Source organism: Frankia sp. Mgl5 (assembly GCF_023242985.1).
Classification (GTDB): Bacteria; Actinomycetota; Actinomycetes; order Frankiales; family Frankiaceae; genus Parafrankia; species Parafrankia soli.
Window position 1 is genome coordinate 1 of record NZ_JALKFY010000645.1, and the last position, 17,592, is coordinate 17,592.

Consider the following 17,592-nt stretch of genomic DNA (forward strand, 5'->3'; position numbering starts at 1 on the left):
ACACCATCAACAAGCCGGAAAGGGAAAGATCACCGATCTTTGATCACGCCAACCGTCGTTACTGACGGATGTAGGTCAGAGCGGTGGGTAGGTGCGGGGTCGAACCGCCGCCCTTCCGCTTTTCAGGTCAGTCCATACCGCCCAGGAACGTCCGCACACGTATCCTGACGTCCATATCCGGCAGTTGGAGTACCCCTCTGGTGGCCCGTGTCGCCACACGCGCTGCCGCACTTCCCTGCCCCCAGAGGACCAGCGGCACCACCGCCGAGCCCCGTCCGCACCGCTGTGTGGCAACCGGTGTGGCAACCGGCCGGACGAAGCAGACAGCCCCGCCTGATCGGCCCGCCGGCCCCTGGCAGCCAAAACCACGGCCGCGCGGGGTCTCCGATGAGCGCCGAAGCGGCAGCAGCCGCATCGACGCCGGCTCCGCCCTCGCCACCCGCGACGCGGAGCTCATGGAGAAGGCACGCACTGAGGTTGACGAATCGATCGCGGTGGTCACCGGGCCTCCATGAGGGGATATCAAACGTCTTTGATATCCGGCATCACGGAATGCCGCCGTGGCTGCTGACGGCGGGCGACGTGCCAGCGGCGCCGGCGGCCACCGTGTCACCCTGGGCGGTGTCACCCGCCGCGGTGCCCCCTGGCCCGGCCCCGAGGTCCGCCTCGACTCCGCGCGACACCGCGGGTCCGCAGGCGGTGGCATCGAAGTCGAGCGGCGAGGTCTCGTCGTCCTCCAGGCCCGCATAGGGCGAGTCGTCGCCACGCCGGGACTTGCGCCGGTCGTTCGCCCAACCGATGATCAGCGCCACCTCGTAGAGGACGACCATCGGCAGGCCGAGCGCGAGCATGGTGAAGGGGTCCTGGCTCGGCGTGACGACCGCGGCGAAGACGAAGACGAGGAAGACCTCGGCACGCCGCCAGGAGCGCAGCTTGGCGGTCGTGACGAGGCCGGCGAGGTTCAGCATCGTGACCAGCATCGGGATTTCGAACGAGAGCCCGAAGACCAGCAGCATCGCGATGACGTAACTCAGGTACTTGTTGCCGTCGAGCACGCTGACGAGACCGTCGCCGCCGAAGCCGAGCAACAGGCTCAGGCCGGTCTCAAGGGTGAGGTAGGCCATGAAGCCACCGGCGGCGAACAGGACGAGGGAGATGCAGACGAAGGTCAGCGACCACCGGCGCTCGTGCCGGTGCAGGCCGGGAGTGATGAAGGACCAGAGCTGGTACAGCCAGACCGGCGCCGAGAACACCGCACCCGACAGCGTGGAGATCTTCAGCCGGACGGTGAAGGCGTCCAGGATGCCGAAGAAATAGAGCCGGCAGGACGTGCCGGCGCTGCCGACGCCACCGCGCTTCTCCGCCGGCAGTGAACAATACGGATCGATGAGCCACTGAAAGATTTTCGGCTCGAAGACGAAGCAGACGATCGACGCGATGACGAAGGCGATGAGCGCCTTGGCCAGGCGGTTCCTCAGTTCACGCAGGTGCTCGGTGAGAGACATCGTGCTGTCCTCGACCGTGCGAGTGCGCCGCTGCCGCGCCGACGAGGCGAGCGTGCGCGGCGTGGGGAACCGTGCCACGGGCTGGGCCTCCTGCTCGACGAGGGCGTTCAAGGCGCCGGGGATCAGCGGCGCTCCGCATCGGCACGTGTGCCGTTGTTGACGGACGTGGCCGGCACGGCCGAGCTCTCGATCGGAAGCGGAACGGCAGGCTGCACCGCGGGGGCGGGAGCGGGAGCGGACGGAGCGGCGTGGGCGGGGAGATCGTCCTCGCGCAGGCCCTTCGTCTCCGCCTTGAAGATGCGCAGCGACCGGCCGAACGAACGAGCCGCGTCAGGCAGCTTCCTGGATCCGAAGAGCACCAGGACTACCAGCGCAATGATGATGATCTCGGTCGTGCCCAGGTTCGGCATGGCAGGAGTCCTCCAGTCGCACTCATCGTGTTCTCCGTCGAGAAATGTCTTCGACATCATTGCTCACGCCTTCTCCCCGTACAGTCGGGCGATGACGTCCTCGTAACGGCTGGTGATGATCCGGCGCTTCAGTTTCAGGGTGGGCGTCAAATCCTCATTCCCGACCGTCCACTCCTCGGTGAGCAGTTCATACGTCTTGACCTGCTCGGGCCGCGAAAGTCGCGCGTTCGTTGCCGCGACCGCCGCGGCGACCGCGGCCTGGATCGTCGGGTTCCCCGCGAGCTCGGCCACCGAGGCCGCCTCGACACCGAGCCGCTTCGCGACGACCGGCGCGGCTTCACCGTCGAGAGTCAGAATCGCCACGAGACAAGGGCGGCCTTCGCCGACCACCAGGGCCTGCCCGATCAGCGGGCTTTCCTTGAGCGCGTTCTCGATGCTCGACGGAGCGATGTTCTTGCCCGACGAGGTGATGATGATGTCCTTCTTGCGGTCGATCACCCGCAGGAAGCCGTCCTCGTCGACCTCGCCCACGTCCCCGGTGTGCACCCAGTCCTCGACGTCGATCAGCTTGGCGGTCGCCGCCGGATCCCGGTGGTAGCCGGGTGTCGTGATGGGCCCGCGCAGCAGGATCTCGCCGTCGTCGGCGATGCGCAGCTCGATGCCGCTGTGGGGGCGGCCGACCGTGCCGAGGCGGAACGAGTCGGGACCGCAGGCCGTCGCCGACGCGGTCGTCTCGGTCATGCCGTACACGTCGTATACGGCCAAGCCCAGGCCGGCCAGGAACCGGGCGACCTCCACCGGCATCGGGGCCGCGGCGCTGGTCGCCCATTCGATCCGGTCCAGGCCGAGGCCGGCACGCAGCGGGCGCAGCACCGCCTCGTCCACCGCTTCGAACTGGGCCCACAGCCGCGGCGGCATCGTCCGGCCGGTCTGGGTCGACTCGATGTAGGCCAGCCCGACGGCCAGGGCATACCGCACGGCCGACCGTTTCGCCTCGTCCGGCTCGGCCGCGAGCTTCGCCGCCACCCCGGTGCGGATCTTCTCCCACACCCGCGGGACGCCGAAGAAGCGGGTGGGACGTACCTCGACGAGGGTGGCCGCGAGCGCCGTCGGATCATCGATGAGGTGGACGTGATCGCCCTGCAGCTGCGGGATGTACATGCCAAGGAGCCGCTCGGCGATGTGCGCGAACGGCAGGTAGGACACGGTGATGCCGGGGCCGTCCAGGTGGGCCGTCCGGGCTGAGGTGACCGCCTCGAACCAGATGTTGCGGTGGGTGAGGACGACGCCCTTGGGCTGGCCCGTCGTGCCCGAGGTGTAGAGGATCGTGACCGGGTCGTCGGGCTTGACGGTCTCGCTGCGTGCGGTCAGCGCCGTGTACTGGCGGGCCAGCGCCGCCGGGCCACCGGCCACGGCCTCCGACCAGGCGAGGACCCGGCTGTCGGCGAGCATCACGTCGTGCGCGGTGTCGATCGCGAGGACCCGGCTGATCTCCGAGCGCTCCGAGAGAGCCTGGCACCAGCGCCGGACATGGTCGTCGGTCTCGAGCACGACGATCCGCGGTGCCAGGCGCTCGGCTATGTAGGTGACCTGGTGGGGCGCGAGCGTGTTGTAGACCGACACCGGGGTGCCGCCGGCGAGGACCGCGGCGACATCCGCCACCACATGCTCGATCCGGTTGGAAGCCATGATCGCCACCGTGTCGCCGGGTGCCAGGCCCGCTTCCAGGTAGACCGCGGCCAGCTCACGAGCGCGGTCGCGCACCTCGGCCCACGTGACGGTCCGCCAACCGGTGCTGTCAGCCGGCTCGTCCGTGACGCGGCGATCGGAATAGGCGGGCTCGGCGCCGCGCTCCCGCACTGTGCGTTCGAGGACGCCGACAAGGGTCAGGCCGTCGATCTCCGCCTCGACGGCCGCGCGGGCCAAGGCGATGTCGGTCATCTTTCGCTCCTCCAGGGGTCGGGCAGCCCGCCATCGGACACGAGGCGCTCGGCCGCCTTCCGATCCATCGGCTCCGCGTCCGCCTCCGACGGGCGCGTCGACCGGGCCGCGTCCACCGGCCGTCCGGAAAACCGCGAATCACAAACTGTTCAACTGAAGGTGAAACCGTCGAACGCCGCCGTCACTGGGGAGGAAGGTAGCCAAGACTGAGGATGACGTCAACCTCTTGTTTGGACTCTGCTCGGCATGCTCAAATCAACCCGGTCAGCACTCAGGATCCTGACCGGCCCCGTTGGGCCAGCACCATGACGGGACGGGCACCAGAACCGGCGGGAGAGACCCATGAGCCACGCAGGAGGTTGCTGAGCACGTGCGCCCGAGGATGGCGCTTCGATCGCCGCGACCATCGGCGCGGATCCGTGCATCCGGTGCACCTGACGCACCCGGCGCACCATCGCCGGACGCACCGCCGGCGGGAACAGAGCCGAACCATCGCGCCGGTTTACCCAGGCATGGAGACCCGCTTGCGCCGGGCCCGTGAATCGAAGCGCACCGAGCGCCGCTTTGGGGCTGCGAATGTCCTCCCCTGATCAGCAGGGAGGACTGGCGATAGGCCGAGTAGTCGCCGCAGTCCAGGCATCCCGGCACCCAAAGCATCCGCGGCTGTTCCGAGTTACCGCGCCTAGACCGTTTCCGGCGGTGCGGCGCCGTCGGCACGCCGGCATGCCTCCATTCCGTCCGACGCCTGTCGACCGGTCACCGAATCCGCACCGAGACACTCCGGAGAAAAGAGGGCACTTGTTTTCGAATGCCCCTTGCGCTCTTATTACTGCGAAGCCATGATACAGAGATACTGATCTTGTATCTCTGTATCACTACCTGGGCTGCCGAGGTGTTGAGAGGGAGAAGGATGGCTGAGCGGAGCAGGCGCCAGTTACTGATCACGGGCGGGGCGTTGGGTATGGCGGGCGCGCTCGCCGCGGCGACGCCCGCATGGTCGTGGTCACCCGCGGGCTCGGTGGCCGGTACGGGAGCCGGTCTGGACCCGAAGTACGTGTGGGACGCCGAGGCCGACCCGGTGGTCGCCGGGGTGATCGACCGTGGCGAGACGACCGCGGTCAACAAGCTACTGAAGACGTGGAAGAAGAACGGACAGGCGCTGCCCGCCGGGCTGCCCACGGACCTGCGCGACTTCATGGAGCACGCGCGTCAGCTGCCGACGTGGACCGACAAGGCCAAGCTGACGGCCGCGACCAACTTCAACCAGAAGCGCGGCCTGTACCTGGGCGTCACCTATGGTTTCGTCAGCGGCATGATGAGCACGATCATCCCGCGCGAGGCCCTTGCGGTCTATTACTCCAAGGGTGGCGCGGACATGAGGGACCGCATCACCAAGACCGCCAAGCTGGGCTACGACGTCGGCACGGCCAACGCCTTCGAGCCCGACGGCGAGATGATCGTGACCTGCGTCAAGACGCGCCTGGCCCACGCCGGGGTGCGGCACCTGCTGCCCAAATCCCCGTACTGGACCAAGGTCGCCGATGAGGAGATCCCGATCTCCCAGGCCGACATGATGGTGACCTGGCACAGCCTGCCCACCACCGTCATGCAGAACCTGCAGCAGTGGAAGGTACCGATCGACGCCACCGAGTCCGCGGGCTTCCTGCACTCCTGGCAGCTCACCGCCCACATGCTCGGCATTCTCGACGAATACATCCCCGCCTCCTGGGACGAGGCCAACTCCCAGGCCGCGCAGGTGCTCACGCCCATCCTCGCCGCCACCCCCGAGGGCATCAAGCTCGCCGACGTTCTCGTCAACCTCGCCTCGTTCATCGACGGCAGCCTCCTCAGCAAGCCCATACTCTGCGCTCTCACCCGCTACTTTCTGGGTGACCACATCGCCGATTCACTCAAGCTCCCGAGGAACCTCTTCTGGGATACGGCCTTCGAGGTCGCCTGGGAACCCTTCGTCGCCGTCCGCGAGGGCCTGCTGAGCCTGGAGAAGGCACCGGGAATCCTCCAGCAGGTCTACTGGGCCTTCGACGAGATCCTCCGCCTCGGCATCCTGGTCGTCCTCTCCGGCGCCGACTTCCCCATCAGCATCCAGATCCCCGACACCAACAATCCCAACTACTGACCATCGAGCATCCGGCCCCGCACGCACGCCCCAGGTCCGCTGGAAAGCTGCGGCCCGACCCACAGGCGACGCTCGGCACAGCTGCCGGCGCGCCGACGACTCGGATCACCCGCCCCCTCGATCGTGGTCGGCTGGTCGTCCAGCACGTCAGTCCGGCCCGCACATACCGGAATCAGTATTTCCGGTGCTCTGGTCACCGGTGACCCCCACACCGGTGACCAGAGGTGCCAGAAAGCCGCGCGCGAAGGCGCGCACCTGACCCGGGTCATTGAGATCTACATAGCTGTCAGGGGTGAGGCTGAACGACAGCGTGATACGCGCGAGCACTTCCGCGACAACCCTGATGTCGACCGTCTCAGCCATCTCCCCGGCCGCCTGCTCGCGGCGAAGCTGTGTTGCGACGAAGTCGGACACCGTCCTCAAAAAGCTGCCGCCTCCAGTCGTCAGAAAAGGCAGGATAGCCTCCGGCTCGACTGCGATGAGACCACCAAAAAGAGGATTCGCGCGGGCCGCGCCGAGCGCCAGCGAAAATCCCTCCACGATCCTTTCTCCAAGCGTGTCCGCCTTGCCGGCAGCCACTCGGAGTCCGACGAAGAAGGCACGCAGGTCACGCAGGAGAACTTCTTCGACGAGCAGGTTCTTCGTCGGAAATCGGCGGTAGACGGTGATGCGTGAGACGCCTGCCCTACGGGCCACGTCCTCGATACTGGAACGCCGGACACCCGACCGGGCGAAAATCTCAGCCGCGGCGTCGAGGATGCGTTCGCGTATCTCGTCACCAGCAACCGTGTGCTCGAGGGAGGCCTCGAGCGCGCGATCCAGCAGCGGTTCTCCTCTGGGCCGCCCGCCCCCGGCGGGCAGCGGCTCCCCGGCGGAACTCATAGTGCTTCCACTCCGCCGGACGGTACCAAACCTCTCCGCGGAGGCGTGCACCTGCGCACAGGGCGCAGCCAGGAACCGGCTGCTGTCTTCCCAGCCCCCGGACTTCCGGGGCCGACGAGCGAGTCGACTGCTGGGGCGCCGGCGCCAGGACACCTCCGTGCTCACCGCATCGGTCCACGCCGTCCTGGCCGCGGTCAACCGCCTGCTGCAATAGCCGCCGACCGCTGACCCCGGCAGGCGGGGGCAGGCATGGGGTAGCTGGTCGAGTGCGAGGCGGCCGCACGGGTGTGGTGCAGGGGCAGCCAGCGGGAAAGGGCGGGATCGAGCTGGTCATCGACCAGAGAGTGTGCCGACCAGCACCGCAGGTCGAGCGTTGATGGGACAGCTCCTTTTCACGCGACGGCCTGTTCGCGGCAGTAGGAGCGGTAGGTCGTCGAGGACTGCAGTAGCGACATGTGGGTGCCGATGTCGCCGACTCGTCCGCCCTCGACGACGGCGATCTGGTCGCAGGTGCGGATCGTGGCGATGCGGTGCGCGATGACGAGCGACGTCCTGCCCGCGAGGAGTCGGTCGAGGGCCTCGAGGACGAGGCGTTCGCTGGTCGCGTCGAGGGCGCTGGTGGCCTCGTCGAGGACGACGACGGCGGGATCCTTCAGCATCAGCCGGGCGATGGCGAGGCGCTGGCGCTGCCCGCCGGAGAGCGTGACGCCGCGCTCGCCGATCTCGGTATGGATCCCGCTGTCCCAGGTCCGGACGAACTCCCACGCGTTCGCCGCCTCCAGCGCCTGTTCGATCTCCTCCTCGGTGGCGGTGGGCCGGGCGAGTCGCAGGTTGCGCGCCAGGGAGCCGCTGAGCAGGACGGACTCCTGGAAGACGACACCGACGGCGGCGCGCACCGAGCTCTGGGTGACCTCGCGCAGGTCCTGCCCGTCGATGGTCACCCGGCCGTCGACCGGGTCGAAGAACCGCAGCAGCAGCTGCGCGACCGTGGATTTCCCGGCACCGGAAGGACCGACGAGCGCGACACTGCGGCCCGGCGCAATGGTGAGGTCGAAGCCGTCGAGGACGGGGCGTGCGCGTCGTCCGGGGTAGGCGAACGACACCTGTTCGAAGGTGACGGCGCCGCGGGCGACGGCCAGTGCGGGGGCGTGGGGGCGGTCGCGGACGGCGGGCTGTTCCCGCAGGAGCTCGGCGGCGCGTTCGCTGGCGGTCAGTCCGGCGAGGACCTCGGGCAGGCTGTTGATGACCTGCGTGAGCGCGCCCGATCCGCGGATCCAGAAGCCCCAGATCGCGACGATGTCACCGATCGTGAGAGTGCCCGACGCCGTGCGCCAGGCGCCGACGAACAGGAGCACGAACGGCGCGACGAACGCGAGGTGGAAACCGAGGGGGTCGGCGTAGCGGTGTTGCAGCCGCGCGAGCGTCTCGGACCCGGCCCGGACCCGGTCGGTGCCGTTGCGGACCTGGCCGAGGGCGGCGTCCTCGGCGTTGAACGCCTTGAGGAGTGCGTTCACGCCGAGCATCTCCGCGAGCGTCCCGGAGGTCCGGCCGAGCTCGTCTCTGATGTCGCGGGTGTGCCGGTGCAGCCGCGGCAGGACCAGCAGTGTCCAGCCCACGGCCACGGCGAGCAGCGCGAGCGCGAGCAGCGCCATCCAGGCATCGACCCAGGCGATGAGCCCGACCGAGATGACCAGCAGCGCCGCCGCCCACCACAGCTCCAGGCCCCGCCAGAGCGTCACCTCCAGGCGTTCGATGTCCTGGTTGATCCGGGCGGCGACGTCACCGACGTGGGAGCGGTGGAAGAAGTCGATCGACAGCCGCTGCACGTGTTCGTACAGGGCGCGCCGCAGATTGTTCGCCCACCGGGCCGCCCCGCGCCTGGTCCAGGTGTGCGCGAAGTACGCCGCGGTGAGGAACGTCGCGGCCACGGCGACCGCGGCCACCACCGGCCCCTGCCAACCAGTCCGCAGAAACTCGTGCGGATCCTGCTGGATGCGGTTGAGCACGACCCGGAACACCGCCGGCGTGAGACTCTGCGCGACGGCGTCGACCAGGATGAGCGCGTAGCCGGCAACAAGCAGCCGCCCGCCGTCGCCGGCATGGGCGAACAACGCGCGCAGCGCGTGCGGTTCGGGCTCAGCGCTCGCACGCACGCTGGCACCTTCGCGGCCCTTCGTCACGTCCTGGCGGTCCCATCGAGGAGGATCTTGGACACCCGCTCGCGCAGCTCCGACAGGGCGCGGCCACCGTCAGTGCCCTCGTCGCGCCGCGCGAGCGAGAACCCCGTGTACATGACGCGGCGCTCCTCGACGAGCGGCGGGGTCGACTCATGGAGGGTGCAGCTCAGGTGCACGGTGACGTCGCCCGGCTCGGTCGGGACCGCGACCACCGGCAGGTAAGGCCGGGTCTTGGCGATCTCGACCGGCATCACCACCCGGTGCGAGCCCGCGACGACGCGCAGCTGGCCGTTCGCCTCGCCGCTGGCTGTGACGGCGATCCCCACGACCGTGCCCGAACAGCCGTAGGCGTGCCGGCCGAAGTGGCAGTCGCGATGGAAGCTGACGTCCGACGCGCCGGCGACGACGCCGCGCGGCTTGATGAGCGCCTCCAGACCACTGCCCTCCACCGGGCGCTGGGCGAGATCGTCATCACCGGCAAGAGTTCGGCGCAGCTGGTCCCACCGGTCACTACGAAGGATCACCGCCGTGCCCGGAGAACGTCCGACGAAGTCCTGGAGCCGGACGCAGCGGTGGGTCCCGTCCGCCGTCGTCGCCCACCACGAACGGCCGTCACCTTCGCGGTAGTCCGGGAGCGCCCGGTCGATGTCGTCGGACACTTCCTTCATCCCCGCCGGATCCACCCAGCCACGCAGATGGAGGAATCCGGCCTCGCGCAGGAAGTGCGCGACATCGGCCGGATCGTCGTCTGGCGTGAAGACGCGACGGAAGTCGAGGGGGCCGCCGTGGCGGTCCAGGAACTCGAGCCCGTCGTCCACGACCGGCCAGCCCTCGAGCAGCGTCAGCCAGAGTGAGTCCCAGACGGAGATGTCCCGCTCGCCACCGTCGCGATACCGCAGCTCCCGCGCGGTGATCATCGCGTTGAACGATCGTTGGTTCTGCACCCAGTCCGAGAACTCGTCCTCGCTGAACGTCACGACGAGCGCGCCGTCGGCGACACCACGCGCGACCGCGAGGGTGGTGCCGTCCCCCGAGAACGACCAGGAGTCGGCACCGATCTCGATGGCGAGCGGAGGCGCGTCAAGTAGTTCGATCCCCCGGGCCACGAGAGCGCCGTGGCGGGCGACGAGATCCGGGAACTCGCCCGCGAGAAACTCCTCCATGCCGACATGGCGCAGATCGGCGTCACGACGGGTACGACGATCCAAAGCGATGGGCATACCTTCACCTTCCCCGCGGCATACCTGCTCGGCCAGGATGAAACGCGCGATGCGTAAGAACCCACCGAGCGCGCCTGCGACGAAAAGCCCAGCGACGTTACACGGCATCCCCGACGGATGATCGCCATCTACGGGAACCCTTGCGGTCACCCATCGTGACTAGTACAGGAACTTCTGGTGGCTCCACAGCGACCCCTTGCGATCAAATGTCCGACGCCTGGGCTTCTCGGGCCGAGCCGTCCGAGGAGTGGGCCCGAGCGCGCGCGAGGACTCGGGCCAGCCAGCGCTCGCGTGCCGCGAGGGTGTCGGTGGCGAGCGCGGCGCCAGGCGCGGCGTCCTCGTAGCCGTGGAACCCTCCAGGCCACACATGCAGTTCCGCGTCGCCCCCGCATGACCAGACCGTCGTGGCGAACGCGACGCCCTCGTCACGGAACAGATCGACGGAGCCGACGTCGAGGAAGGTCGGAGGCAGACCGGACAGGTCGGTCGCCCGGCCGGGCGCGGCGTAGATGGACACGTCGTCGGTTCCGACGCGGTCTCCCAGCAGCATGCGCCACCCGACTCTGTTACTCGTCGCCGACCAGGGCAGCTCACCCGCCATCCGGGCCGACGCCGTCCGCATCCGGTCGTCAAGCATGGGGCTCGCCAGCAGTAGCCCGGCCAGGCTGGGACCGCCCTGGTCACGGACCCGCAGCGCAGTGCCGGCGGCGATGCCTCCGCCGGCGCTGCCGCCGGCCAGCACGAGCGCGTGGGCATCGATCCCCAACTCGTCCGCGTGGCTGGCCGTCCAGAGCAGGGCGGCGTAGCAGTCGTCGACGGGCGCGGGGTCGGGATGCTCCGGAGCGAGCCGGTACTCGACGGACACGACGACGGCACCGCTCGCCGAGGCCAACCGGAGAGCCGGGAAGACCAGGAAACGGTCGCCGGTCACCATCCCCCCGCCGTGGGCCCACACGATTCCCGGGCCCACCGTGGTATGACCGGCCGGAGTGAAGACCGAAAGGACGATGTCGGCTTCCGGCCCCGGAACCACGCACTCCCGCTCCGTGAAGGGGAATGCCTGCAGGAGCCGGTCGCGGGTCACCACGCTCGCCCCGCGTGCCTTCGGAATCGCCTCTTCCGTCAGCTCCGTCATCACTCCACCGAAATGGCGGTCCACGACGGTCCGCCAGGCGGCTGCGCACTCCCCGTCCATGGCCGGCGTCGCAAGACCCACAGCGTCTTCCTCGCAATTCTCCGCGGAGACCGCCCATACCCAGGGATCGATCATCGACCAGGCATCAGTTCTCGACTTCTCGCCAGCAGAACTAGCACGTGATAGTGACGGGAAGTTATCATTGTTGCATGCACATGCGCAAGCCCCCGTCACGACTTTCCCGCAGCGGCAGCCGTCGCGAGCGGTGTCCTTCCCCACGCCGCAGTCAGCCGACTTGGTCGCTGTCAGCGACGTGGTGGTGTGCCGACGGACATGCCACCGTCGACCGCGAGGACCAGGCCCGTGACGTGGGCGGCGCGGTCGCCGGCGAGGTACAGCGCGGCCTCGGCGACATCACGGCTCCTGCCCTGGTGCGGCAACGGTTGCAGGCGGGTGACGGCGGTTTTGTCGAAGGCGGCGTTGATGTCCGTGGAGATGTTGGCGGGGGCGATGCAGTTGGCCCTGATGCCGTGCTCGCCCAGCTCCACCGCCAGGCACCGGGTGAACTGGACGACGCCGGCCTTTGCCGCCCGGTAGGGCAGCATCCCGATTCCGGGGGTGATCCCGGCGCCTGAGGCGATGTTGACGATGGCGCCGCCACCGTGATCGACCATGTGCCGGGCGGCGCTGCGGCTGCAGGCCATGACCCCGTAGAGGTCGACGGCGATGACACGTTCGAAGTCGCGCAGGTCGTCGTCGAGGAAGCGCCGTAGCCCACCGGACACACCGGCGTTGTTGCACAGCACGTGCAGTCCGCCGAAGCGCCCGATCGTGAAGTCGACGAGTGCGTGGGCCTGAGCGGGGTCGGAGACGTCAGTCGTGAAGAAGGCGGCGCGCTCACCAAGCTCCGCGGCGACGCCCTGACCGCCGGCGTCGATGTCGGCGATGACGACCTTGGCACCTTCGGCGACGAACCGCGTCGCGATCGCGCGGCCGATCCCGTTGGCGGCACCGGTCACGATCGCGACCTTGCCTTCGAGGTCTCCGGTAGCCGTCATGCCGGAGTGAACTCGATGTGCAGCTTCTGCAGGCCGCGCAGGATGTAGGTCGGGTGGTAGCGGAAGCGCCGGGCCTCTGGGGGGCCGTGCTCGGCCTCGGATATCCGGATGTCGGTCGTGCGATCCAGTAGGCGCTCGAGGGTGATCCGGCCCTCGGCGCGGGCCAGCGGCGCGCCGGGGCAGTAGTGGGCTCCATGACCGAAGGCAAGGTGCTCGCGAGCGTTGTCCCGCTCCGGGAGCAGTTCGTTGGGATGATCGAACTTACGTGCGTCACGGTTCGCGGCGCCGTTGAGGACCATCAGCGTGGTGCCGGCTGGCAGGTCCACGCCACCCACGGTGACAGGCACCTTGGTGAGCCGGAAGTCGCCCTTGATCGGGCTCTCGAACCGCAGGATCTCCTCGATGAACCCGGGGATCAGGTCTCGCTGGTGCCGCAGCCGTCGCTGAAGCTCGGCGTCCTCGGCCAGGACCTGGACGGCGGCGGCCAGCATGCGCACCGTGGTCTCCTGGCCTGCCGCGAACAGGTTGGCGGCCAGGCGCACCACGTCGATGACCTCGGGTGTCGTGCCGTCCCGGTACGTGGCCTGCGCCAGCCGGGTCAGGACGTCCTGGCGCGGAGACCGGCGACGATCCTCGACGTAGGCGGTGAACGCCTCGTACAGGAACTCCAGCGGCGTGTCGGCCAGCTGCTCACCGTCGGTACTGCCGAACCCGCCCTTGGCCTGGCCCGTACCGCGTCGGAACAGGTCGTGGTCCTCCTCGGGCACGCCGAGCAGGTCGGCGATGACCACCATGGAGAAGGGCCCGGCGAAGTCGGCGATGAACTCGCACCGGGAGTCGCCGAGGAACTCCTCGAGGTACCGGTCGGCCAGCCGCCACATGGCCTCCTCGTTCTGCTTCAACCGACCGGGAGACAGCAGGCGCATGAGCAGGGCGCGGTGCTGGGTGTGCTTGGGCGGGTCGAAGGTCGGCAGCTGGTCGCTGTAGGGAAGCTCGTCCCGGTGCGCCTCGATGAGCTCGGAGATGTCGTCACCGTCGAGCGGAACCGGAAAGCCGGGGAACGGGCCCGTCACCGCCGTGCACGAGGAGAACCGGTCGCTGTCGTGGTAGATCGTGAGGGCCTCGTCAAAGCCGGTGACCATCACCACGCCCTGGTGCGGCTCCCGCGACACGGGACACCGCGCCCGCAGCGCGTCGTAATAGGGGTAGGGGTCCACCACCAGCTCTCTACTGGTGAAGAAGTCCGTTCCATCGATGTCGACCACGCGCGTCTCCGATTCAACAAGCTTCGTTCAGCGGCGAGGCGCGTCGGCCCCGGCCTGTCGACCTGAGCCGGCCTACTTCTCCCCGAAGGCGGGGATGATCGGCGACAGGTCGAAGATCGTGCGGATGCCCGGCTCGGCCTCGACGATGTACGGGATCGTGTTCACGGCCGGGGTCGCGGTGTAGCCGGCCAGGTGTTCGGAGTACCCCTCGTCGGTCGTCCCGTAGGTGACCCGGACCTGCATCGGCGCGTCGCCCTTGGTGGTGAACAGCCAGCCCTCGCCGCCCATGTTCCAGTCCTGGTCGAGATGCTGAGTGCAGAACCAGTGCGCCCGGAAGGTCATGAACGGTCTGCCGTTGCGCATGCCCGCGAGGCTGATCCGCTGGGCGGCCATCGTGCCCTTCTCGATGACGTAGCCGTCCGAGAGGGTGTAGGGCTCGGTGGCGCGAGCGACTTCCGCTCGCACCTCCCAGCCCTCGAGCGGGAGTCCGATCGCGTCGGCGAGGGCGGCGAGCGACTGCTGGTAGCCCACGAAGGCGGTTTCCATCCGCCCGGCGGGCACCTCGGTGGTGGCGACCGGCGTGCCGAACCCCATCAGCTTGATCATGTCGGGCCCGACCGAGGCCGGGATGTCGGCGTACTCGTCGATGGTCAGCTCGTCCAGGCGCCGCATGGGGTAAGTGAGCGTCAGCGGCATCGTGGTGGTGCTGTAGCCCGGGCTGCTGCCCGTGGCGTGGATCGATGTTCCGCCCTGCTGGCACGCCTCCTCGATGCGGGCCCGGATGGTCGGGTCCATCGTCGAGGCGTAGAAGAACTCGCTACGCGTGGTGATGACGTTGATGCCGGAGCTGAGCAGTCGCGTCAGGTCGTCGAGGTCGAAGCCCTCCTGCATGTACAGCACGCAGTCAGGCTGGAGCGCCACCACGTCGTCGATGTCCTGGGTGGCGAGGATGCCGACCGGGTCGATCCCGGCCAGGACGCCGGCATCCTGACCCACCTTGCTGTCCGAGTAGACGTAGAGCCCCACCAGCTCTAAGCGCGGGTGCTCGACGACGCCGCGGATGGCCTTCTTCCCCATCCGCCCCGCCGCCCACTGGACGACGCGGTACGTCTTGTCCGAGTGCTGATGCCAGTTCGACTGCCCCTTGGCCATCAAGGTCCTCTCGCCTGACCGGGTCGCCCGCTCACCGCTTGTCGACCGGGCTCACGGCCTCGTTGATGTTGAAAATGACAGTAGCAGACAGAAAACTTCCACGTCTAGGGACGGCTGGCAGGTGTACCTGAGAGACCAAGAACGCCCTATGACATGGGAAGATCCCCGCCCATCCGCCCACCGCAGCATGGTCACTAAGAACGTTCCGCAGTGTCATAGAATGATGTTCCAGGGTCGAAGGGGAGAAGGGGCATCCGGTGGAGGGCAAAACAGGCGTAGAGGTCGGCGGGCGCAAGAGCGAGATGACCCGTCAGCGACTGCTCGTCGCCGCGCACCACCGGTTCCGCACCCACGGCTACGTCGCGACCACCGCCGCGGCGATCGCCGAGGACGCCGGTGTGACCGAGCGCACATTTTTTCGCTACTTCCCCGCCAAATCCGACGTGCTCGTCGACGACTGGCGGGTCCGGCGCAAGCTGTTGAAAGACGTGCTCGCCACCTCGGACGCGCCCGAGCTGCTCGAGGTGGCGCGCGCGGCCATGCGCGAGTTCACCGACCACCTGCGCGCAAGCATCGAGGCCGGGCGCGACAGCGTGCTCCGCGTCCTCAACGAGCGGGAGGCCTCGGCCGCGGTGCTGGAGGTGCTCCTGGCGGTGGAACACGACCTGACGAAGGAGCTCGCCCGGCGCGCCGGCCGGTCCTCCGAGGACTTCGAGGTGCGACTGGCGGCGTACGCGACGGTCGGGGTGTTCCGGGCGGCGCTGCGTGCGGTGGTCGCACTGGGCATGGCCAGCTACATCACCGCGCTCGTCGACGACGGGATGGAACGACTGAGGCCGCTCTACGCGGGCCTCGACCGGGCCCCGTCTCGCCCAGGTGGGCGGCCGGACACGCCATGACGGTCGGATCCCGACTCCGACAGTCTTGACAGCCACTGACATTTCCAGCAGTCTTCGTCGTCATCCACCGCATGCGCGGAACTCTCCCAAGGGGATGCGACGTGACCCTGACCAGCGACACCTTTGTCGATCAACTCAAGATCTGCGACGTGGACGCGCACGTACTCGAGCCGCCGGACCTCTGGACGTCCCGGATGTCGAAGAAGTGGGGCGACGAGGTGCCGCACATCGTGCGGAGCAACAACAGGGACACCTGGTACATCGGCGACACCAGGGTCGGCACCGCGGTCGGCGGTCAGGCACAGGCGGGGTGGAAGGCGCCCTACCCCGACGCGCCGCTCTCCTACGAGGACGCGCATCCCGGCGCCTGGAAGGCCGACGAGCGCCTCGCCTGGATGGATGAGAACGGCATCCACTCGCAGGTGCTCTACCCGAACATGATCGCGTTCCACACGGTCCGGCTGCTGGCCTTAGACCCACAGCTCCGTCTCGAGATCGTCCAGGCGTTCAACGACTTCCTGAGCGAGTTCTGCTCGGCGGCTCCGGATCGGCTCATCGCGCTCACCAACCTTCCCTGGTGGGATCTCGATCAGAGCATCGCCGAGCTCGAGCGTTGCCACAGCCTCGGTCACAAGGGCCTCAACTTCGGCTGGCAGTTCGAGAAGGCCGGCCTGCCGCCGCTGCGCTCGGATCACTGGGAGCCGCTACTGAAGACGTGTGAAGAGATGGGCATATCCGTCAACTTCCACACGGCCTTCAACGAGTCCTTCGAAGAGGACCAGGGGCTCGTGGCCAACGCGGAGTCCTTCAGCACCCTGGACCTCGCCAAGATCTCCGCTCAGTCCATGCTCGCGAACGCCAACTGCATCTCAGAACTGATCCTCGGTCGCCTCTGCGAGCGCTACCCGACGCTGAAGTTCGTCTCGGTGGAAAGCGGAATCGGCTACATCCCCTTCCTGCTCGATTCGCTCGACTGGCAGTGGAGCACCCTTTCCACCCACCTCGACTATCCGGACATGCTGCTGCCGTCGGAGTACTTCCGGCGACAGATCTACGCCACGTTCTGGTTCGACCCCCATGTGGGCGCGCCGGCGGAGCTCTACCCGGACAACTTCATGTTCGAGACCGACTTCCCGCACTCCACCTGCCTCGCGCCGGCGCCGAACTCCAGCGCCACCGGACCGCGAGAGACGATCAACAAGAACCTCAGCGAACTACCCACGGATCTTGTGCGCAAGGTGCTGCACGGCAACGCTGCCCACGTCTACAACCTCTGATTCGGGGATCCACGTGCGACTACTCATCACCGGAGTCAGCGACGACGGCAGCTCATGCGTGGTCGAGGATCGGACGCCGAGCGAGGTGCCCTTCGAGGAGGGCGGAATCATCGTCGTGCAGGCGGCCAGGACCACGTCCTCTCCGCCTCCCTCGCGCCCGCCGGGAAAGGGTCACCTGGTCAAGGTCGAGGCCACGCCCGGCACGGCCGGCTGGAACTTCATCAAGTTTCCTCCGCGGACCACGACCGGGCTTCACCACACCGACAGCCTCGACTTCAACGTCATCCTGGAGGGCAGCGTTGACCTGATCCTGGGCGACGGGCCGCACCGGCTCGGTCCCGGCGACGCGGTGGTGATCAACGGCGTCGACCACGGGTGGCAGACACACGAGTCCGCCTGCCGCATGAGCGGGGTCGTCATCGCCACACCTCCACTAATCTGAACCGCCCCGGGTCGAATGGAGGCTTGATTCTCTGAGAGGATCGAGTCATGGCACGTCCTTCCCCTTACCCCGCCGAGCTGCGGCGTCGTGCG

The 17,592-nt window shown here is 68.2% G+C and carries 14 protein-coding genes; 4 read left to right on the forward strand and 10 right to left on the reverse strand.

The features are described from left to right. Window positions 1–545 precede the first annotated feature (545 nt). The 3 genes from tatC to MXD62_RS20795 form a co-directional block, all read right to left on the reverse strand. Window positions 546–1,583: a twin-arginine translocase subunit TatC gene (gene tatC / locus MXD62_RS20785; RefSeq protein ID WP_248831174.1), complete on the reverse strand. Its 1,038-nt coding sequence runs from the start codon at window positions 1,581–1,583 to the stop codon at window positions 546–548. A gap of 44 nt (window positions 1,584–1,627) precedes the next feature. Then, window positions 1,628–1,915 carry a Sec-independent protein translocase subunit TatA gene (tatA, locus tag MXD62_RS20790; RefSeq protein ID WP_248831175.1) on the reverse strand — a complete coding sequence of 96 codons (288 nt, stop codon included), beginning with the start codon at window positions 1,913–1,915 and terminating at the stop codon, window positions 1,628–1,630. Between the two features lie 63 nt (window positions 1,916–1,978). Continuing rightward, window positions 1,979–3,856: a long-chain fatty acid--CoA ligase gene (locus tag MXD62_RS20795; RefSeq protein ID WP_248831176.1), complete on the reverse strand. Its 1,878-nt coding sequence runs from the start codon at window positions 3,854–3,856 to the stop codon at window positions 1,979–1,981. Between the two features lie 910 nt (window positions 3,857–4,766). Here MXD62_RS20795 and MXD62_RS20800 point away from each other — a divergent pair. Next, a complete protein-coding gene (locus tag MXD62_RS20800) occupies window positions 4,767–5,993 on the forward strand; it encodes an oxygenase MpaB family protein (protein ID WP_248831177.1) in 1,227 nt (408 codons plus the stop codon). Window positions 5,994–6,140: 147 nt separating this feature from the next. Here the strand turns inward: MXD62_RS20800 and MXD62_RS20805 are convergent, their stop codons facing one another. From MXD62_RS20805 to MXD62_RS20835, 7 genes are all read right to left on the reverse strand, one after another. Beyond that, window positions 6,141–6,875, reverse strand: a complete 735-nt coding sequence (locus MXD62_RS20805) for a TetR/AcrR family transcriptional regulator (RefSeq protein WP_248831178.1) — start codon at window positions 6,873–6,875, stop codon at window positions 6,141–6,143. A gap of 392 nt (window positions 6,876–7,267) precedes the next feature. Beyond that, window positions 7,268–9,028 carry an ABC transporter ATP-binding protein gene (locus MXD62_RS20810; protein WP_248831179.1) on the reverse strand — a complete coding sequence of 587 codons (1,761 nt, stop codon included), beginning with the start codon at window positions 9,026–9,028 and terminating at the stop codon, window positions 7,268–7,270. A gap of 23 nt (window positions 9,029–9,051) precedes the next feature. Continuing rightward, window positions 9,052–10,272 carry a phytanoyl-CoA dioxygenase family protein gene (locus MXD62_RS20815; RefSeq protein WP_248831180.1) on the reverse strand — a complete coding sequence of 407 codons (1,221 nt, stop codon included), beginning with the start codon at window positions 10,270–10,272 and terminating at the stop codon, window positions 9,052–9,054. Between the two features lie 202 nt (window positions 10,273–10,474). Beyond that, window positions 10,475–11,488: an alpha/beta hydrolase gene (locus tag MXD62_RS20820; RefSeq protein WP_248831181.1), complete on the reverse strand. Its 1,014-nt coding sequence runs from the start codon at window positions 11,486–11,488 to the stop codon at window positions 10,475–10,477. Window positions 11,489–11,712: 224 nt separating this feature from the next. After that, window positions 11,713–12,465 (reverse strand): SDR family NAD(P)-dependent oxidoreductase, encoded by a 753-nt coding sequence (locus tag MXD62_RS20825; RefSeq protein ID WP_248831182.1) that lies wholly within the window; start codon window positions 12,463–12,465, stop codon window positions 11,713–11,715. Further along, window positions 12,462–13,730 (reverse strand): cytochrome P450, encoded by a 1,269-nt coding sequence (locus tag MXD62_RS20830; protein ID WP_248831183.1) that lies wholly within the window; start codon window positions 13,728–13,730, stop codon window positions 12,462–12,464. Before MXD62_RS20830 ends, MXD62_RS20825 begins: the two co-directional genes overlap by 4 nt. Window positions 13,731–13,802: 72 nt before the next feature. Next, window positions 13,803–14,882: a dihydrodipicolinate reductase gene (locus tag MXD62_RS20835; protein WP_248831184.1), complete on the reverse strand. Its 1,080-nt coding sequence runs from the start codon at window positions 14,880–14,882 to the stop codon at window positions 13,803–13,805. Window positions 14,883–15,139: 257 nt separating this feature from the next. Between MXD62_RS20835 and MXD62_RS20840 the strand changes: the two genes are divergently transcribed. The 3 genes from MXD62_RS20840 to MXD62_RS20850 all read left to right on the forward strand — a co-directional run bounded on the left by MXD62_RS20840 (window position 15,140) and on the right by MXD62_RS20850 (window position 17,500). Next, window positions 15,140–15,781 (forward strand): TetR family transcriptional regulator, encoded by a 642-nt coding sequence (locus tag MXD62_RS20840; protein ID WP_248831185.1) that lies wholly within the window; start codon window positions 15,140–15,142, stop codon window positions 15,779–15,781. A 101-nt stretch (window positions 15,782–15,882) separates the two neighbouring features. Continuing rightward, window positions 15,883–17,058, forward strand: coding sequence for an amidohydrolase family protein (locus tag MXD62_RS20845; protein ID WP_248831186.1), 1,176 nt, complete (start codon window positions 15,883–15,885; stop codon window positions 17,056–17,058). A 13-nt stretch (window positions 17,059–17,071) separates the two neighbouring features. Further along, complete coding sequence (locus tag MXD62_RS20850) at window positions 17,072–17,500, forward strand: cupin domain-containing protein (RefSeq protein WP_248831187.1); 429 nt, start codon at window positions 17,072–17,074, stop codon at window positions 17,498–17,500. The last annotated feature ends 92 nt before the right edge of the window (window positions 17,501–17,592 follow it).

What these genes read in the sequence shown, in the direction of transcription:
- MXD62_RS20805 (WP_248831178.1), bottom strand. Translation starts at nt 6,875, where the DNA reads ATGAGTTCCGCCGGGGAGCCGCTGCCCGCCGGGGGCGGGCGGCCCAGA.
- tatA (WP_248831175.1), bottom strand. Translation starts at nt 1,915, where the DNA reads ATGCCGAACCTGGGCACGACCGAGATCATCATCATTGCGCTGGTAGTC.
- MXD62_RS20835 (WP_248831184.1), bottom strand. Translation starts at nt 14,882, where the DNA reads ATGGCCAAGGGGCAGTCGAACTGGCATCAGCACTCGGACAAGACGTAC.
- MXD62_RS20795 (WP_248831176.1), bottom strand. Translation starts at nt 3,856, where the DNA reads ATGACCGACATCGCCTTGGCCCGCGCGGCCGTCGAGGCGGAGATCGAC.
- MXD62_RS20825 (WP_248831182.1), bottom strand. Translation starts at nt 12,465, where the DNA reads ATGACGGCTACCGGAGACCTCGAAGGCAAGGTCGCGATCGTGACCGGT.
- MXD62_RS20815 (WP_248831180.1), bottom strand. Translation starts at nt 10,272, where the DNA reads ATGCCCATCGCTTTGGATCGTCGTACCCGTCGTGACGCCGATCTGCGC.
- MXD62_RS20800 (WP_248831177.1), top strand. Translation starts at nt 4,767, where the DNA reads ATGGCTGAGCGGAGCAGGCGCCAGTTACTGATCACGGGCGGGGCGTTG.